Annotated in this window: 15 protein-coding genes and 1 pseudogene; 11 read left to right on the forward strand and 5 right to left on the reverse strand. The window is 41.5% G+C overall.

The features are described 5' to 3' along the window. Nucleotides 1-8: 8 nt before the first annotated feature. The 5 genes from ACGF49_RS17515 (at nt 9) to ACGF49_RS17535 (ending at nt 5,358) form a co-directional block, all read left to right on the forward strand. On the forward strand, nt 9-893 hold the full coding sequence (locus tag ACGF49_RS17515; RefSeq protein ID WP_262977584.1) for an LPD16 domain-containing protein: 885 nt from the start codon (nt 9-11) through the stop codon (nt 891-893). Nucleotides 894-905: 12 nt separating this feature from the next. Continuing rightward, nucleotides 906-2,060: a cysteine desulfurase family protein gene (locus tag ACGF49_RS17520; RefSeq protein ID WP_113044150.1), complete on the forward strand. Its 1,155-nt coding sequence runs from the start codon at nt 906-908 to the stop codon at nt 2,058-2,060. 11 nt (nt 2,061-2,071) lie between these two features. Next, the gene (locus tag ACGF49_RS17525; protein WP_113044149.1) at nt 2,072-2,896 is read left to right on the forward strand and encodes a class I SAM-dependent methyltransferase; all 825 of its coding nucleotides are present in this window, start codon (nt 2,072-2,074) and stop codon (nt 2,894-2,896) included. A gap of 553 nt (nt 2,897-3,449) precedes the next feature. After that, a complete protein-coding gene (locus ACGF49_RS17530; RefSeq protein ID WP_262977583.1) occupies nt 3,450-4,100 on the forward strand; it encodes a hypothetical protein in 651 nt (216 codons plus the stop codon). Between the two features lie 610 nt (nt 4,101-4,710). Then, on the forward strand, nt 4,711-5,358 hold the full coding sequence (locus ACGF49_RS17535) for a hypothetical protein (RefSeq protein WP_262977582.1): 648 nt from the start codon (nt 4,711-4,713) through the stop codon (nt 5,356-5,358). Between the two features lie 130 nt (nt 5,359-5,488). Here ACGF49_RS17535 and ACGF49_RS17540 read toward each other — a convergent pair. Continuing rightward, nucleotides 5,489-5,605, reverse strand: a pseudogene (locus tag ACGF49_RS17540) (phosphate acyltransferase); the annotation flags it as partial. 395 nt (nt 5,606-6,000) lie between these two features. Between ACGF49_RS17540 and ACGF49_RS17545 the strand changes: the two are divergent. The 3 genes from ACGF49_RS17545 (at nt 6,001) to ACGF49_RS17555 (ending at nt 8,138) form a co-directional block, all read left to right on the forward strand. Then, the gene (locus tag ACGF49_RS17545; RefSeq protein ID WP_205068553.1) at nt 6,001-6,303 is read left to right on the forward strand and encodes a hypothetical protein; all 303 of its coding nucleotides are present in this window, start codon (nt 6,001-6,003) and stop codon (nt 6,301-6,303) included. A gap of 61 nt (nt 6,304-6,364) precedes the next feature. Next, a complete protein-coding gene (locus ACGF49_RS17550; RefSeq protein ID WP_205068555.1) occupies nt 6,365-7,096 on the forward strand; it encodes a hypothetical protein in 732 nt (243 codons plus the stop codon). A gap of 259 nt (nt 7,097-7,355) precedes the next feature. Then, the gene (locus ACGF49_RS17555; RefSeq protein ID WP_112894039.1) at nt 7,356-8,138 is read left to right on the forward strand and encodes a TSUP family transporter; all 783 of its coding nucleotides are present in this window, start codon (nt 7,356-7,358) and stop codon (nt 8,136-8,138) included. 290 nt (nt 8,139-8,428) lie between these two features. Here the strand turns inward: ACGF49_RS17555 and pta are convergent, their stop codons facing one another. Then, entirely contained in the window at nt 8,429-10,570 is a 2,142-nt protein-coding gene (pta, locus tag ACGF49_RS17560; protein ID WP_228902684.1) for a phosphate acetyltransferase, read from the reverse strand. A 71-nt stretch (nt 10,571-10,641) separates the two neighbouring features. Next, on the reverse strand, nt 10,642-11,844 hold the full coding sequence (gene ackA / locus ACGF49_RS17565) for an acetate kinase (RefSeq protein WP_113042483.1): 1,203 nt from the start codon (nt 11,842-11,844) through the stop codon (nt 10,642-10,644). Between the two features lie 318 nt (nt 11,845-12,162). On the opposite strand from ackA, the gene yfbV reads away from it, so the two are divergent. Together yfbV and ACGF49_RS17575 are read left to right on the forward strand one after the other, a co-directional pair. After that, the gene (yfbV, locus tag ACGF49_RS17570; protein ID WP_113042485.1) at nt 12,163-12,618 is read left to right on the forward strand and encodes a terminus macrodomain insulation protein YfbV; all 456 of its coding nucleotides are present in this window, start codon (nt 12,163-12,165) and stop codon (nt 12,616-12,618) included. 177 nt (nt 12,619-12,795) lie between these two features. After that, nucleotides 12,796-14,628, forward strand: coding sequence for an SLC13 family permease (locus tag ACGF49_RS17575; RefSeq protein WP_113042487.1), 1,833 nt, complete (start codon nt 12,796-12,798; stop codon nt 14,626-14,628). Here ACGF49_RS17575 and yfbR read toward each other — a convergent pair. Further along, nucleotides 14,625-15,218 (reverse strand): 5'-deoxynucleotidase, encoded by a 594-nt coding sequence (yfbR, locus tag ACGF49_RS17580; protein WP_113026094.1) that lies wholly within the window; start codon nt 15,216-15,218, stop codon nt 14,625-14,627. The genes ACGF49_RS17575 and yfbR overlap by 4 nt on opposite strands. Nucleotides 15,219-16,035: 817 nt before the next feature. Then, nucleotides 16,036-17,250, reverse strand: coding sequence for a pyridoxal phosphate-dependent aminotransferase (locus tag ACGF49_RS17585; RefSeq protein WP_011147308.1), 1,215 nt, complete (start codon nt 17,248-17,250; stop codon nt 16,036-16,038). Between the two features lie 812 nt (nt 17,251-18,062). On the opposite strand from ACGF49_RS17585, the gene hexA reads away from it, so the two are divergent. Further along, on the forward strand, nt 18,063-18,989 hold the full coding sequence (gene hexA, locus ACGF49_RS17590; protein WP_228902020.1) for a transcriptional regulator HexA: 927 nt from the start codon (nt 18,063-18,065) through the stop codon (nt 18,987-18,989). The last annotated feature ends 72 nt before the right edge of the window (nt 18,990-19,061 follow it).

Below are 19,061 nucleotides of genomic sequence, written 5' to 3' on the forward strand. Positions count from 1 at the left end.
AGGCACATATGCAGCAAATTAACATCTCAAACAGCCACCGTTTGGTTCAATCTGAGGCTGAGCTACTCGACCTTATTCTTGCCGAAGTAACTAATACTCCACATCCGGATCTCGTCATTATGGCAGGGCATTTCATGCTCTTTCTTGATGAAGAGCGAGGATGCCTTGTTCCGGGAGTCATCGAAGAAAATACGGCTCCTATGCGAGAAAAAATTGAACGACGCGTAGGAATTTTTCCAGGATATACTTGGGAACTTGGTGTTCGAATCGCAGAGCAGCTTAAACATCAATTCGAAGCGATAAAATTTCTGCTGCTCATCAACGATTGGCAATATGTTTCGCGCGACAGCGGGCCAGCATCTGAACTAAGACGTGCCTTCTATGAACAATTCTCCGCGCTTCCGGCCTCGTACAAATCTATCCTAGAGCGCAGTGGGCAATTTTCTGAGCAAAACATGCTCGCAAGCCGGAAACATCCTATTGCCTATCCGGAGACTTGGCTGAAATACCGATTCCAGAAAAGCGCCGATAAGTTGGTCAAAGCAGGGCTATTAAATCGCCGCGTTTTCGACAATGGCCCTGATGCCGGAACTGAAATTTCTCTTGTGGACGAAAACGGCGATTATCGACCCCTCATTACCTGCGGCGTTACCGGATGTGCGGGAGAGATCACCGAGATGATCTCCGAGGTCTACAACGCGCAACATCGTCTTCTGGTGATCTTCGCCCCCGGCGAATGTTTCCAACCGGTCAAAACAGGGGTAAGCACCGCGCTCTCTCTGTATGGGCTTTCGGGCATGAAGGTGATTGTTGCGGACCCCGGTGGAAGCGGAGAGATGCAGACACAAGAGATCTACTCGAAGCTTGTTAACGTTGCCGTCTTCACTTCCTGATGGGGAGTCGCTATGAATGTTAATGAAAACCCGACTGGCGTAATCTATCTGGATCATTGTGCTACGACACCATGCTTTCCTGAGGTCGTCGACATCATGCGATTCTATATGGAGCATGAATTCGGTAATTCTTCCTCCGCCCATGTGATGGGGCGTCGCGCCCGGCATGCGATAGAGAATGCCGCCCAACAAGTTGCGTCTCTCATCGGTGCTCGCCCAGAGGAGATCGCCTTTACATCGGGGGCCACAGAAGCCAACAATATTGCGCTTTTTTCAAGTTTTGCCCATAACGAATGCGCTCCTGCGGGAGCGCTACTTTGCCCTATCGACCACAAATCTGTGTTACTCGTCGGTAAGGAGTTGAGCCGTCGGGGGCTTGCTGTCGAGTACATGTCAGTTGCCGCCAATGGCCGGGTACAACCGGAAGATGTCATGACTAAACTGACCGCCGACACCCGTATCGTCAGCGTTGCTCATGTGAATTCTGAGCTGGGTACAGTTCAGCCGGTGGATGAAATTGCTGCAATCACGCGTCGGTCAGGCGCTTGGCTACATGTGGATGCCGTCCAGTCTGTCGGCAAAATTCCCATGAACGTCAAGGAAACTGGAATTGATATGCTTTCGTTTTCCGCCCACAAAATGCGGGGACCGAAAGGCGTTGGGGCACTCTTCGTCGATGCGCGTGTTGCGGGGCATTTGAGGCCCTTCATCTATGGCGGCGGCCAGAATCATTTGCGCAGCGGTACCTTGCCAACGCCGTTGATTGTCGGGTTTGGTCTTGCGTGTCAGATGATTCAGTCAACCCTTATGCAACGCCAGGCAAAAGTCACTGCATTGAGAGACTATTTTATTACTCGCCTTCGTCAAAGGGTGCTGAATGCCGTGTTGAATACCGATATCTCTTGCAGTTCCCCATACATCGTGAACGTTCAGTTCGAAGGTATCGCTTCGGAGGCGCTAATATCCGGGTTGCATCAGGTGGCTATATCGTCAGGTTCAGCCTGCAATTCTGCGGAACTACAGCCTTCACACGTGCTCACTGGCATTGGCTTGAGCTCGGCTCAGGCTAATGCGTCGGTTCGGTTCTGTTTTGATCCGGATCTCGATAATGCGATACTGGATGCCGCAATTGAACACCTTGTCTTCCGATTAAATTCTATTCGCTAGGAGCATTATCTATGACTATGCAAACTTCCTCCCCAAGCCCTGGCACTGGTTTTTACGAACGGGCTTTCGGTAGTTTCTCTGCGGAAGCGGTATCTGAGGTACGCAAAGAGACCTATGGCGAAGACCTGGGGCAGAACAACTGGTCCTCTGCTGATGAGTTTAGAAAGTTCTCCCAATGGCTTCAATTATCTGACAGCTCGCATGTGCTGGATGTATGTAGTGGGTCTGGAGGGCCGGCTCTGTTTTTGGCAAGGACCAGCGGCTGTAGCGTGACGGGGGTTGACATTCATCCTCATGGCCTCCTTACCGCCCGGCAACTTGCGGCAGATTTCGGACTGGAAGATCGAAGCCACTTCGTCGACAGTGATGTTCGTCAGCCTCTGCCATTTCCTGACGGCACTTTTGATGCATTATGGTGCATCGACTCAGTAATTCATATTCCGGATCGATTGGCCTTGCTGCGCGAATGGTGCCGGCTACTGAAACCGGGCGGACGGTTCTTGTATACCGATCCTACTTTGGTAACGGGTATGCTGAGTAAAGACGAAATCGTGATACGTGGCATGCCGGGTTATTTCCTCTATAGCCCGCTTGGGTTGAACGAGCGTTTAATCAGCGAGGCGGGTCTTTGCCTCGAAAGGCAGGTGGATCTTACCCAAAGCGTTGTTGAACTTAGTGAGCGCTGGCGTGCCGGGCGTGAGAAGCGCAGGGAGCAATTTATTGCAATAGAGGGTGAAGAAGCGTTCGAGCGGATGCAGAATTTCTTGTCCACCACACAATTAGTCTCAATCGAAAGGAGGCTGTCGCGCATGGCCTTTATTGGTTATCGCCCGTAATATCTCTTACCTCTTTGCCTTATTGGGCAAGGAGGTATCTTACGCATTTTATCTGAATAATGGTGTTAACCTTCGGTCAGCTCTCAACTTTACTGTTTCTGGTTAGACGACACATCATGTCTGCTATTCTCCAGATTTCCTTAAATAAATAATTATTAGTATTTATTATCAATGGAGCTTTTATGAATTATTGAGATATTATTACAATGATGAGATAATATTCTTTAGATTATTATGGTATAAAAAAACGAATAATTATTTTATCTTTTCTATTGTTGTAGTTATTTTTATTTTATGTTGCTGGTATATTATTGTCATGTTGTTTTTTATATGTAAATGACATATTTTTTAATTTAATTATATTGGAATTTGTTTTTGTTTTTTACAGTTAAATAATCTACCTTGTTTGCGACAGATGATAACAATGAAGATTAATATATTGGTTAATTTATTATATATTGTCTGTAATAGTGTTTTTAAATCAACATATAATGATGAAATCTATTTTCATTTAATTAGATATCAAAAAAACAAATAAAGCAAGGATAAAAATATGAGTTTTAATAAAAAGGTTTTACTTATTTCCCCGCTTTTATTAGCGATGAGTAGTGTTAGTATGGCATGTATGAAAGATCCGGAGAACATTAGAAATCAGGTAAAAGATGCAATAACTGCAAATGGATTGGCAAAAACCAAAGTAATGTCTTTATACACAAATTGTGTTCTTAGAGTTAAAGACAACACACCAAATAAACTTACGCTAAAGAGTAGTAAAACCTCAAATAGTGATAATGAGGCAGAAAAATCGATGTACTGGTATCGAGGAATGGAGATAAAGGAATATCAAACATTTGATAAGAATAGGAACGAGAAAATTTCTTGCGTTCAAGAAAACAGTTTCTGTGGAATTGCGCCTCAATTCACTTACTCACAAAGTTATCTAACGAATAAAAAACCAGGTGTTGTTATTGAATTTAAGACGGAAAAGGCTGGCTGGTTATATAATGACTTTACAACTAAACATGGATGTAAGACTAAAGCTGAAGGTGGAGGAACGTATGGGCTTGGTGTAACAGGAACATCGGCAAGTTGTGATTCTGCATATAAGCAACGCGGAATAGGAAATATATTTAATGAGTGGTTATCAAAGAATAAAGTACAAGCCCAAGTCGCGTATGTATTATTAAAGAAACAGAAAAAATAAGCTTATTTGTGCTGAAACCATGCAATTATCAATCTTGAATATACGCAGATAACTATAAAGGTAAGGTGCCGCATATATGCGGCACGATTAAATTGTTTTTTGTATTTAATTGTGTTCAGTTAGATAGCAGAAAAATTTTCATTGAAAAATATTTTACAATAGTGATAAATAATTATTTGATTTTTATGTATTTTATAATCGAGCATAATTGCAATCTTGTGAAGGTTATTTAGATTGTTATGATATAAAAAATCAGTGGTTATTCTGTTATATATATAACAGTGAATGTTGATAAGTTGCTTATTTTATATATTGTTGAAATTTTTCTATATTTGTTCTTATATGTTTAAGTAAGATATTTTTTAGTTTAATGATTCTGTAATTTGTGTTTTTTAATTTAATAACCTATCCTTACTTAAGGAAGGAAATAATAATCGATTGAATTAAATGATTTATATTGTAATGCTCTATTGTTATTAATTTATTATTTACGACTGAATTGTGATTTGAATTATTATTTATGCCGTAAATTAAATATTAACTTAATAATAACGAAATTTATTTTTGTTCCATTTCGTGCTAAAACCATAAATCAAGTAAGGAAAGAAATATGAATTTGAATAAAAAGGTTTTCTTTATTTCTCCGTTTTTATTAGCTATGAGTAGTTTCAGTATGGCTTGTATGCAAGATATGGCGGAAATTAGGAATCAGGTAAAAAATGCAATAACTGCAAATGGATTGGCAAATACCAAAGTCATGTCTTTATATGAAAATTGTGTTCTTCGAATTGAAGTCAACACAGATTATAAATTTACACTAGAGAGTAATAAAACTGTAAATAGTGATAATGAGATAGGAGAATCGATGTACTGGTATCGAGGAATGCATATAAATGAATATCAAGGATTTGATAGGAATAGGAATGAAAAAATTCCTTGTGTTCAAGACAACTCTTTCTGTGGAATTGCGCCTAAATTCACTTACTCAAAAAGTTATCTATCCAATGATAAACCAGGTGTTGTGATTGAATTCAAAACAGAAAAGGACGGGTGGCTATTTAATGAATTCACAACTGAACATAAGTGTGAATATAAAGGGGAAGCTGGAACATTATCGTATGGGTTAGGTAAAAAAGGATCGAAGTGCAAGGCTCCTCCTCAATATAATACAGGAGTTGAATTTAATAAATGGTTATCAACGAATGAAATACAAGCTCAGGTTGCTTATGTATCATTATCGAAAAAGCTCAAAAAATAGGACTTAACATCTATTCTGTTACCCTGTAATTATTAACCTTAAATTTTTTCAGATAAATAAAAAGGCTGAATCCAGTGAAGTACAGGATTCAGCCTTTATCAGTCATTAATCTGCTACGGATAAGAAACGGTTACGCTTCTCCTTGTACCGATTGAATCGCAGTCAGTACAACAGTGTAAATGATATCGTCTACCAAAGCGCCGCGGGACAAATCGTTCACCGGCTTGCGTATACCTTGCAGTATTGGCCAGCAAGGGCTGGTTGGAAGAAGAGTATAATTATGAAATAACTTCTTTAGAAAATTAGTAAATAAAATTTTGTATTATTTAGTGATTATTGTATATCGGTTATACTGTGTTTTTAATAAATAACAATTAATAAGCGTAAGAAGTTATAAAAAATAAAAATACAACTTTGATTTATAATTTCATTAAAGTCACAAAATATAATAATATAGAATCTTAAAGTGTGTTTTTGTTCTGGTAATTACTTTAATAACTGATAATATAGTTTAAAATACATAATTAAATTAAATTAAATTAAATTAAATTAAATTAAATTAAATTAAATTAAATTAAATTAAATTAAATTAAATTAAATTAAATTAAATTAAATTAAATTAAAATAACTAAAGGTATAAAAATGGAATGTAATCTAGCTGTAGAAAAAAATAAAAAGATGATTTCATCGGATACTGTACAAAAAAATAAGGAAATTAACTTATTTATATTTAATGAACATCAAGCTAACCTGCTTCACTATTTTTCCGAAGATATTGCTAAACGTGGTGGTCCACAGGTTAGCGGAATTAGAATGATTGTGGTACAAGCTGGTATTGAATTAAAAAAAATATTTTCAGAAATCCAACAAGAAGTGATTAGAGTATATTCTGATGGTTTAATGTCCGCTCTAGTTTTTGAAGGGATGAAAAAAAGTTACCAATGATATACTCCCTGATAAATTACCCTCGTTTTCTTCACTAGATAATCAATATGCTATCCTTTATTTGGCGGCTCGTAATCAAATCTTACTGGAACTTGTTGAACATAGAGCTTTTGCATATGATATTGAAAATTATGGTAAAATAGTGCGTCTGGTTGCTCATTTTAAAGAGGGAGGTTTGCAGGATATTGATTCTGAAAATAATAGAGTAGAATTAAGTTCTCATTCAGGCTTATCCCTTGGCCCTCACACCGAAGGACCATATTGGAGCGCAGTGAAAGTTAAAAATAGTCACTCTCCTTCACCGTCTTCTTTGATTTTATCATCAATGTGGAATCCTCTAATGGAACCTACATTTGTTATTCCAATGCCTGAAGTATTAGAAAGGGTAGGTGCAACTAATGTTTTGGCACTGTCGTCATACAACTTTAATTTTACATATAGTGACTCTTATGCCGACGAAAAGGGAGAAGATGGTAAGGGGGTATCTATAATAGATTTTAATGAAAAATTCTCTTTCTCTATCCGATATAACTCCTACCGTTTTTCTGTTGATGAAAAAGCCTCAGATGTTGTCAAGAAAGCATATGAAATATTTTGTCAGGCAGTTAACGATGCTATACCGTATCGATATGTATTAACACAGGAATCTGCAATTGCTATTAATAATTATCGAGCATTACATTGTCGGGATATAGTAAAGGATAATCGTCGATTGTTAGTTCGGTTGTTTGGTCTTGCAAAATATGCGGAAGGAGTTGTTATCTCAGATGATCCTTTATTGCTTAAAGGCTAAATAATTACTCGTTGTATTATTACAATGAAATTTAATAAAGTATAGTTATATTTAATTTTTTGTAATGCTATATTAAATGGCACTTTTAAAGTTCTGCACTAATACTTTTTGGTTTTTTTGATCGGATTTGTAAGTATGTCACATTCTTTTGCAAAAAGGGTTGACTGAGTGTGAAGTACAATCATGAAATTCTATTGAATAGCTTGCATTATTAATAATTTAAGCTATTTTAAAACGTTTAATAATATGTGGAATCATTATGGAATGGGACCTAATAGGCATACTAGCGACTATTGCTTTTTTGGCAGGTTTTTTTGATGCAATAGCTGGTGGAGGAGGATTAATAACATTGCCCGCGCTATTTCTAGCAGGAATAGAACCTATCAGTGCTATGGCTACTAATAAATTTCAAGCAACTTCAGCTAGTATATCAGCTACTGTAACTTTTGCGCGTAAAGGGTTAATTGAGTGGAGAAAGTCAGTATTTTTAATAATTTTTAGTGTATTAGGAGGAATTAGTGGTGCATTATTTGTCACTGTGGTGAGTAAGAGAATATTAGAAGCTTGTGTGCCAATATTATTAATTGTCGTCGCAATTTATTTTATCTTCGCTCCGAAACTTAGTGGGATAAGTAATAGGAAAAGAATATCTGTATTGTTATTTTCATTTTTAGTCGCCCCGATACTTGGTTTTTACGATGGCATTTTTGGCCCAGGAACGGGTTCTTTTCTCATGATGAGTTTTATGTTCTTCTGTGGCCTTGAGATGATGCGGGCAATGAGTTTTACTAAATTAGCAAATGCTTCATGCAATATTGGTGCATTGTTTATTTTTATCACTAAAGGCGTCATTATATGGCCGTTAGCCTTAGCAATGGCTATCGCGTCCTTTGCTGGAGCACAGTTAGGAGCTCGTTGTGCTGTTAAAATAGGCCCTCGTTTAATAAGGCCGATGCTGATATTGGTATGTTGTGTGTTAGCGATTAAACTTATTAGTACTGAAAATAACCCGCTACGGATTATGATCCTTAATCTTCTATAAATTGTACTGAATTAAAACAAATCACCAGGCGGACTGAATTGTGTCCAATTTCATCAATTAAGATTGGTGTAGCATTTATACCCTATGGATTTCAAGATGGATCGCGACGGCAAGGGAGCGAATCCCCGGGAGTATAGATAACTATGTGACTGGGGTGAGTGAGTGCATCCAACAAAGAGGCAGCTTGAAAGATGACGGGTATATAGTGCAGAAGAATAAATTCAAAGGTCTGAACCTTATTAAGGAGGTCAGACCTTGATTAATTTAAGTGGGGCGCGTGCAAGAAACGGTTACGCTTCCCCCTGCGCTGATTGAATCGCAGTCAGTGCAACGGTGTAAACAATATCATCTACCAGAGCGCCACGGGACAAATCGTTCACCGGCTTACGCATACCTTGCAGCATTGGCCCGATGGAAACCAGATCCGCAGAACGTTGTACCGCTTTGTAGGTGGTGTTACCGGTGTTCAGATCAGGGAAGATGAATACGGTAGCTTGACCGGCAACCGGTGAGTTTGGTGCTTTGGATTTCGCTACGTCTGCCATGATTGCGGCGTCATATTGCAATGGGCCATCAATGATCAGATCTGGACGTTTTTCCTGCGCCAAACGGGTTGCTTCACGAACTTTCTCAACATCACTGCCTGCACCGGAGTTGCCGGTAGAGTAGGAGATCATGGCAACACGCGGTTCAATACCGAATGCTTTAGCTGAATCCGCCGATTGAATGGCGATTTCAGACAGTTGTTCAGCAGTCGGATCTGGGTTGATTGCACAGTCTCCGTAAACCAGAACCTGTTCTGGCAATAGCATAAAGAATACGGATGATACCAGCGAGCTACCCGGTGCAGTTTTGATTAACTGCAATGGTGGACGGATGGTGTTTGCCGTGGTGTGTACCGCACCGGAAACCAAACCATCAACTTCGCCCTGTTCCAGCATCAACGTACCCAGAACAACGTTGTCTTCCAGTTGTTCACGCGCAACGACTTCGGTCATGCCTTTGTTTTTACGCAATTCAACCAGACGTGAGACATAACGCTCACGTACAGCAACGGGATCAACAATTTCAATACCCGCACCCAGTTCTACGCCTTGAGCCGCGGCAACACGACGGATCTCTTCTGGATCACCCAGTAGAACGCATTGTGCGATACCGCGATCAGCACAGATAGATGCCGCTTTCACAGTACGAGGTTCGTCACCTTCCGGCAGAACAATGCGTTTGCCCGCTTTGCGCGCCAGTTCTGTTAATTGATAACGGAATGCGGGTGGAGAGAGGCGGTGTGGGCGCTCAGAGTTTGCTGTCAGGGAGTCGATCCACTCTTTGTTGATATGGTGTGCGACGTAGTTTTGCAGTTTTTCGATGCGTTCACGGTCATCCGCCGGGACTTCCAGGCTGAAACTTTGCAGGCTCAGGGAAGTCTGCCAAGTGTTTGTATCAACCATAAAGACTGGCAGGCCAGTGTTGAAGGCACGTTCACACAATTGCTTAATCGGCTCGTCGATGGCATAGCCACCGGTCAGCAGAATTGCACCGATTTCAACCCCATTCATAGCCGCCAGACAGGCTGAAACCAGAACGTCTGGACGATCAGCCGAAGTGACCAGCAGAGAACCGGGACGGAAGTGCTCTAACATGTGTGGAATGCTGCGTGCACAGAAAGTCACGGATTTCACACGGCGGGTTTTGATTGCGCCTTCGTTGATAATACGGGCGTTCAGGTGTTTTGCCATATCAATGGCTCGGGTTGCAATCAGGTCAAAACTCCACGGAATGCAACCCAGGATTGGCAATGGGCTATTTTTGAACAGCGTGTTCGGATCGATGTTAGATACGATGGCTTTTGAGGATTCATCAAAGATCTCTGACAAATCCGGACGGGTACGGCCTTGATCATCAACCGGCGCATTCAGTTTGTTGATAATAACACCGGTAATGTTCTGATTTTTGCTGCCACCAAATTCAGCACGAGCCAGTTCGACACGTTCTTTCAACTGTTTCGGGGAATCATTACCTAGCGCCAATACGAATACGATTTCAGCGTTCAGGGTCTTGGCAATTTCATAGTTGAGAGATTGGGCGAATGAATGTTTGCGGGTTGGAACCAGACCTTCAATCAGAATGACTTCTGCGTTTTTGGTGTTTTCGTGGTAAAGAGCCACGATTTTTTCCATCAGCACATCTTTCTGATTGGTTGTCAGCAAAGATTCCACATGCGCCATGTCCAGCGGTTCAGCGGTCTTTATGCTGGAATGAGAGCGGATGATGGTGGTGGTTTGATCTTGGGTGCCACAGCAACGGGGTTGGGCGATAGGTTTGAAAACACTCAGGCTGACGCCTTTTTGCTCCATTGAGCGGATTACACCTAAACTAACACTGGTCAAGCCGACGCTGGTGCTAGTAGGGATTAACATAATTGTACGGGACACGGAAACCTCTTTACGGTTGCTCGTTGGTCAAAAATAGTACCGCCAGCAGTGGCTGGCGGTGGGTAAAGTGATTACGCGGTCAGGCGCGCTGCATCTTGAGCGATCACTAATTCTTCATTGGTTGGGATCACTAAAGCAGGACGGCTGTTGTCGGTAGTGATTGCACCGGATTTACCGAAGCGAGCTGCCAGGTTACGGTCGTGATCGTATTCGAAACCTAACAGAGCCAGTTTTTTCATCACCTGTTCACGAACCAGTGCGGAGTTTTCACCAATACCACCGGTAAAGATAATGGCATCCAAGCGGCCTTCCATCAGTGCGGAATAAGCACCAACGTATTTAGCCAGACGGTGGCAGTAGACATCCATAGCGCGTTTAGCATCGGCTTTGGTTTCATAGTTATCTTCTATATAACGGCAATCACTGGTGACTTCGGTCAGACCTAGCAAGCCAGATTCTTTGGTCAACAGTTTGTTGATTTGTTCAACGCTCATGCCCAGTGAATCATGTAGGTGGAAAATGATCGCCGGGTCGATGTCACCACTGCGGGTACCCATTACCAGACCTTCCAATGGTGTCAATCCCATAGAGGTGTCAACACACTGACCATTAACGATAGCCGAGATAGAGCCACCATTACCCAAGTGGCAGACGATAACATTCAGCTCTTCAACCGGTTTGTTGAGCGTTTTCGCCGCTTCACGGGAAACGAAGAAGTGGCTGGTTCCGTGGGCGCCATAGCGACGAATGCCGTGCTCTTTATACAGGTTGTATGGCAGGGCATAGAGGTAAGCCTCTTCTGGCATGGTTTGATGGAAAGCGGTATCGAATACAGCAACGTTTTTGTCAGCCAGGTGTGGGAACCCTTTTTTCGCTTCTTCAATGCCAATCAGGTGAGCAGGGTTATGCAATGGCGCGAATGGAACCGCATCTTTAATCCCTTGAATGACTTCATCATTGATGGTAACGGATGCCGTGAATTTTTCACCGCCGTGAACAATGCGGTGGCCGATTGCGGCGATTTGATCAGAAAGTTCTGGTTTTTCGGCCAGAATCGTATTAACAATAAAGTTCAATGCTTCACTGTGGGCTGCACCAGCACCTAAAGCGGCTTCATGTTTTGCGCCATCCATTTTCCACTTAATGCGGGCTTCAGGCAGGTTAAAACATTCAGCTAGACCAGAAAGATATTCTTCACCGTTAGCAGGATCGATGATAGCAAATTTCAGAGAAGAGCTACCGCAATTGAGGACCAGTACCAGCTTACTTGACATGGAAGTACCTATATCGTGTTTGTCATTGAGTCTTACAGATAAGACATGTGATTAATAAAGCGTCAATTACTCATCAGCGTAGAGCATATAGTGATGACATTAAATGATTAACATCATGCTAAGTGCAAAGAGCATGATGATAAGGTTTAAATTTTCAAAAAGGTAAAATATGCCGCTTTGCTGCTGTGTATAACATAAAAGTGAATGTAGGATACCGATAGCGAGCAGCAAAGACAAAATATACTTAATCCTACAAAAAATATTTTATCAGTTACAATGTTTTTTTAAAAAATATGTTTTTAATTGATTGAGGTCATGATGAGCGCAATACCTCCCCCCAGTAACGGATGGCTGAGAAAGATGCAACTGGGACAGCAATACATGAAAACTTGGCCGATTGAGAAACAGTTGGCACCCGCGTTCCCTGAAAATCGGATTATTAAGGCAACTCGTTTTGGTATCCGGTTTATGCCGCCGTTGGCTATTTTTACTCTGACGTGGCAAATCGCACTGGGTGGTCAGCTTGGTCCAGCGGTGGCGACGGCACTGTTCGCGTGTAGTTTACCGATGCAAGGGTTATGGTGGTTGGGGAAACGGGCATCAACCCCGTTACCCGCGGCATTGCTGAAATGGTTTCATGAAATCCGTGATAAATTCGCCGCAGCGGGTATCGCAATGGCACCTTTGCAGCAAACGCCAACTTATCAATCTCTCGCAGAACTGCTGAAACGCGCATTTAAACAACTTGATCGTTCGTTTCTTGATGATATTTGAACCGGGAGAAACCCGTTGCTAGATTATTGCAGTCAATGTACTGGAAAATCAGAGATGATGGTTCATGACGAAAAGTGGACACATTGTTGATCGCAACCGGAGATTTTCTCTTAATAAAATGGTCTACTAGCCAAGTTTTTGACACTAATATCTTCTTTTTTGTTGATAGAGGCCATTTTGAATAGCGAACTCTTGTGGGTATTGACCCTGCTACTGATAGCTATTGTTCTTTTTACCACCAATAAACTGCGCATGGATATTGTTGCATTATTGGTGATTATCGCGTTTGTCATGAGTGGAACGTTGACGCTCGGTGAAGCGACCAGCGGTTTTAGTGATCCCAATGTGTTGTTGATAGCTGCCCTGTTTGTTATTGGTGAAGGATTGGTAAGAACTGGCGTTGCTTATCAAATGGGGGATTGGCTGGTAAAAGCTGCCGGAAACAGCGAAACCAAAATGTTGGCATTACTGATGATGACTGTTGCAGGGCTTGGTGCGTTTATGAGTTCTACGGGTGTGGTCGCGATTTTCATTCCGGTGGTGCTCAGTGTCGCGGTAAGGATGAAAATTTCGCCGGGTCGGTTGATGATGCCCTTGAGTTTTGCCGGGCTTATCAGTGGCATGATGACATTGGTAGCGACGCCACCCAATATGGTGATTAACAGTGAGTTGATACGGGAAGGGCTTCCCGGTTTCAAATTCTTCTCTATTACACCTATTGGTATTTTGATGCTGTTTGCCGGTATGGGTTATATGCTGATCGCTCGCCATTGGTTGGGGAATAATCAATCGGATAAAGGCCATGATAAATGGCATCGTCGTACTTTCCGTGACCTTATCCGCGACTATAAATTATCAGGTCGCGCGCGTCGCCTGGCGATTCGCCCAGGTTCCCCGTTGATAGGTCTTTCTCTTGATGAGTCAAATTTACGTGCTCGCTATGGGGCTAATGTCGTTGGTATCGAGCGTTGGCGGCGTTTCCGGCGCGTTATGGTCAGTGCGATGGGCAATACAGAATTGAGAGAACGGGATGTGTTGCTGGTTGATATGTCAGACAGTGAGGTGGATCTGCGTCAATTTTGCAGTGAGCAATTATTAGAACCGATGGTGCTGCGCGGGGAGTATTTCTCTGAACAATCTCGTAACGTAGGTATGGCTGAAGTCTCTCTGATCCCGGAGTCGGATTTATTGGGTAAGTCACTGCGGGAAATAGGTTTTCGTACCTGCTATGGTTTGAATGTTGTTGGTATTCGACGTGATGGTGAATCGTTGTCGGGTAAACTGGTTGATGTGCCACTGCAACTTGGCGATATTTTGCTGGTTATTGGTGACTGGAAACTGATACGTATCCTGCAAACTAAAATGCGCGATTTTATTGTCCTTAATCTGCCGGTTGAGATCGAAGAGGTGGCTCCGGCAACGTCTCAAGCGCCACATGCGCTTTTTAGCTTGGCGCTGATGGTAGCCATGATGCTTACCGATGAAGTACCCAATGTGATTGCCGCATTGATAGCTTGCCTGTTGATGGGAAAATTCCGTTGTATTGATATGGAAAGTGCGTACCGCTCTATTCATTGGCCCAGTATTATCCTGATTGTCGGGATGATGCCGTTTGCTCTGGCATTACAGAAAACGGGCGGGATTGAGCTGATTGTCCGTGGCTTGATGGATATTGCGGGTGATATGGGGCCGAGGGTGATGCTGGTATGTCTGTTTATACTTTGTGCCGTAATCGGCTTGTTTATTTCTAATACGGCAACGGCGGTATTAATGGCACCGATAGCTATTGCTGCTGCACGTGAAATGGCAGTATCTCCCATGCCATTTGCCATGATTATTGGTGTGGCAGCTTCCGCCGCATTTATGACCCCGGTTTCGTCCCCAGTGAATACGCTGGTTCTTGGCCCCGGTGGTTATAAGTTTTCCGATTTTGTCCGTTTGGGCGTGCCATTTACCATGTTGGTGATGGTGATAAGTGTGCTGGTCATCCCTTGGTTGTTTCCATTTTAATGTGGAATATCAAGGCTAATTTCGTCCAATGACAGGCTGAATCCCGGTACAAAAACTTTCATAAAGTAATCCATCTCCTGGCTGTGACGATCAGCCAGGGTTTTTTCAAGTCGGGCTATCGCCAGATTGAATTCATGGTTACCTGCCGATAACTCTTCCAGACATTTGAGGTAAGCACACAGGGAATCGGCCTGTTTAATGATAAAAGTTTCTTCTGTTGTATGCTGGCTGTCATCTAGGATTGGACGGAAATCCTCTTGCAGCTCTGCTGGCAGCATGTCCAGTAATTTTTTCTGCGCGATTTTTTCTATTTTTTTGTATTCCCGTGCAATATGTGGATTGTGATATTTGACCGGAGTGGGTAAATCTCCGGTAATAACTTCGCTGGCATCGTGATACATAGCCAGCAACGCAATGCGTTCAGCATTTACATTGCCACCAAATTTGCGGTTTTTGATAATGGCTAAGGCGTGTGCGACAAAGGCCACCTGTAAGCTATGTTCCGATACATTTTCTGTACGTACATTACGCATCAGAGGCCAACGGTTAATCAGTTTCAAACGGGAAAGGTGGGCAAAAAAGTGGCTCATAATCATCTCTTACAGTAAATATTGTTTTTATTGTGAGCGGTGGATAGGGGTAAAGTAAACCTTAAAATCGTTTCTTATTTTTATCCCTTGTTTTCATAGGGAAATCTGCTATTTATCTAAACGGGTACCCAGACTGTATAGCAAGGTTGATATGATTAATTTACATTTATTATTAACTGGCAATGTTATAATCGTAATAGATATCATTTTTTAAATGAAATTTATATTTTTACTCCATTTTGCATACAGTTTATATACAAAAATTTCATATAATTTACAATAGTTTGTTATTTATCCAGGCGTTCTCTTGTATTAAGTTTAATAAATGCAATGTTTAATTCTTTTATATCTTGCTAATGCCTTATATAATCACTGCAAAAATCGTCCATAAAAATAAAAAAATTAGTCTGTGTTACCGGTAAAAAATGAAAATTTATTGACCTTATTTTGCGGAGAGTGATTAATGGGTATCAATAAAGAGAGTTATGGACGTGGTTATCAAGGATTTCTATCTGACAGGTGAGGTTTTCACCAGTGAGGAAAAGTGGGTAGGCTAGACTTATCGGAATAGCAGAAATAAGTTTTCGCCTATTCCGATAGAACGCATGGTATGAATAATGTCCGTTATCAGCGATATTTTTCTATACCCGTTATCCTTCAAGACCCGTTATCCTTCAAGTTGCCTCTTTGTTGGCTGCACTCGCTCACCACGGTCACGCTCACCACGGTCACATAGTTACCTATGCTCCCGGGGCTTCACTCCCTTGCCGTCGCGATGCATCTTGAAATCTATAGGGTATATAAACGGTTCTTATTTTTATTGATGATATTTGCCAATAAATCGGGCGAATTTCTGAATTGCCATCTCCAGTTCATCAAGCCTTGGTAGGGTCACGATGCGGAGATGGTCAGGTTCCGGCCAGTTAAATGCGGTTCCCTGCACTAACAAGACCTTCTCTTGTAATAAAAGGTCAAGCACCATCTTCTGGTCATCGTGAACATTAAAACGTTTCGCATCAATTTTTGGAAACATATATAAAGCGCCTTTAGGTTTCACGCAGGAAACGCCGGGGATTTGATTAATTAATTCCCATGCTCGGTTACGCTGCTCATACAAACGGCCACCAGGTAAAATGAATTCACTGATACTTTGGTAACCGCCTAAAGCAGTTTGAATAGCGTGTTGCATTGGCACATTGGCACATAAACGCATGGATGCCAGCATCTCCAAGCCTTCAATGTAGCTCTTTGCGTGTTTCTTCGGGCCATTTAATACCATCCAGCCTTGACGAAAACCTGCAACCCGATATGTTTTGGATAATCCATTAAATGTTACCGTTAACAGATCAGGCGCGAGGGCAGCAATTGAATGATGTTCTGCATCGTCATATAAGATTTTGTCGTAAATCTCATCAGCAAAAATAATCAAATTGTGTTGCCGGGCTATTTCAACAACTTCCAATAACAGCTCTTTACTATATACAGCACCCGTTGGATTATTAGGGTTAATAATCACAATCCCACGTGTGCGGGGCGTAATTTTGTTACGGATATCATTTAAGTCAGGAAACCAATCTGACCCTTCATCACACATATAATGCACGGCTTTGCCACTGGAAAGTGAAACTGCCGCAGTCCAGAGAGGATAATCAGGTGCAGGAACAAGCATTTCATCACCGGTATTCAGTAATGCTTGCATTGCCTGAACGATTAATTCAGAAACACCATTGCCGATATAAATATCTTCAACGGTCACGTCCATCATATTCCGGGCTTGATAATGTTGCATGATAGCTTTGCGTGCAGAATACAGACCTTTCGAATCTGAATAACCCTGTGCTGTTGGTAAGTTACGGATAACATCTACCAAGATTTCATCTGGTGCTTCAAAACCAAAGGGGGCTGGATTGCCAATATTTAATTTGAGGACTTTATTGCCTTCTTCTTCAAGGCGTTTAGCTTCCTTGAGTACGGGGCCGCGGATATCATAACAAACATTATCCAATTTGCTGGATTTTTTAACTGCTAGCATAGAGAGTCTTACCTTATCTTGGTAAAAAAAAGTCGCTTGGCATATAGCGTGTAACATTTAATGTACTCCTCCCTCTGAGTGTTTTGAAGATGCATTGATATATTTGGTTAAAATGGTTGTTTTAGTAGGGGAGTTGTTATTTGAGTATCTTTTTATGTAAATTATGTTAGCGTTAAATTCTGAATTTACTGATGATATCAAATTTATAATCTGGATTGTTGTTGTTTTTTAGTGTGGAAATGGGGGTGTTTTTAGCGTGATAACGGCATGGCCGGGCCATTGTGGGGAGAAAGTGAGCATAGCGCAATTTGCCAATAAAAATTGTTGTGTTTGTATAATTTATTCTTATGTATAAGATTTGGCTTGAATTGGCAATTTAGGACTATATATTTTAGAAAGATCAAACAATATTTTTGATCATTTCTGGAAACTAGTTGTAAATTTATCTGAATAGGATTATTAAACATTAGTGATATTGTAGATTTTTACTTTATATTTAGTTTTTCTGATATAACTTATGTTATTCTTTGACGTGAGTCAGAAAACAAAATAACCAAACTAGAAATCACATATAGGGTGTTGTAAATAGGGATTGTCCTCAATTTTATTTAGGAATCCGAGTAACTTTTGCTAAGAAGAGGAGAAAATAAAACCCGCAATGGGTTCAATAGGTAAAAAAACAGCAGTAAATCTTTGCCCTATTTAATAGAGTAGAGTACTGTCTAAGCGATGTTAATTTAAATTTGATAGTGCTTACGTAAAAACACCTGGTTAGTTAGTAATTAAAATCAAAAAAAAGTGATGAATAAACAATGATAAATGCAAATCGTCCGATAATGAATCTCGATCTCGATCTGCTAAGAACTTTTGTTGCTGTTGCTGATTTAAATACTTTTGCAGCAGCAGCAGCAGCAGTATGCAGAACGCAATCGGCTGTAAGTCAGCAAATGCAACGTTTGGAGCAGTTGGTGGGCAGAGAGTTGTTTGCCCGTCATGGTCGTAATAAGCTTCTTACTGAGCATGGTCTTCAACTTCTTGGTTATGCAAGACAAATTCTGCGCGCTAACGATGATGCCAGCGCATCATTAACCTATAGCGATGCAGAAGGTGAACTAAGAATCGGTGCGTCCGATGATACGGTGGATACACTGCTCCCTTTTTTGTTAAATCGCATCGCTTCCGTTTATCCACGGATGGCAATAGACGTCCGGATAAAGCGTACTCAGTTTATTGAAAGTATGCTGGATAGCCATGAGATCGATTTGGCACTCACAACCGCAAAAATCAGTCATCATCCAAGGACTGTTCTGCGCTCAACACCAGTATTATGGCATTGTGCCCCTGATTTCCAGCTACAGTCAAATGAACCTGTGCCACTGGTTGTGATGGATGAAACCAATCCATTCCGTCAGTTGGCGTTGGATACGCTGGATGAGGTGGGAGTATCGTGGCGGATTGCTTATGAAGCCGCTTCTTTGTCGGCAGTTCGCACGGCAGTGAATGCAGAAGTCGGTATTACTGCTCGTCCTTTGGAAATGCAAAATGCTGATCTGCGTATTTTAGGGGAGAGTGAAGGGCTTCCTCGTTTACCTGAAACCCAGTTCTCTCTGTATAGACATAGTAATGAACAAAATGAATCTGTTCTTACGGTTTTTAGTGCAATAGAGAATAAGAAAACGCCATACGTGGTAACGGGTGTTTCTGAAGAACTTCCTGATGATGATATTATTGATGAGTAATATCTGAAACACTTCTCTTTTGCTAATACCTCCATTATGGATGGAAGGAGGTATTAGCTCCTCGAATATATT

This window comes from Photorhabdus sp. RM96S, from assembly GCF_042879335.1.
GTDB classification, from domain to species: domain Bacteria; phylum Pseudomonadota; class Gammaproteobacteria; order Enterobacterales; family Enterobacteriaceae; genus Photorhabdus; species Photorhabdus kayaii.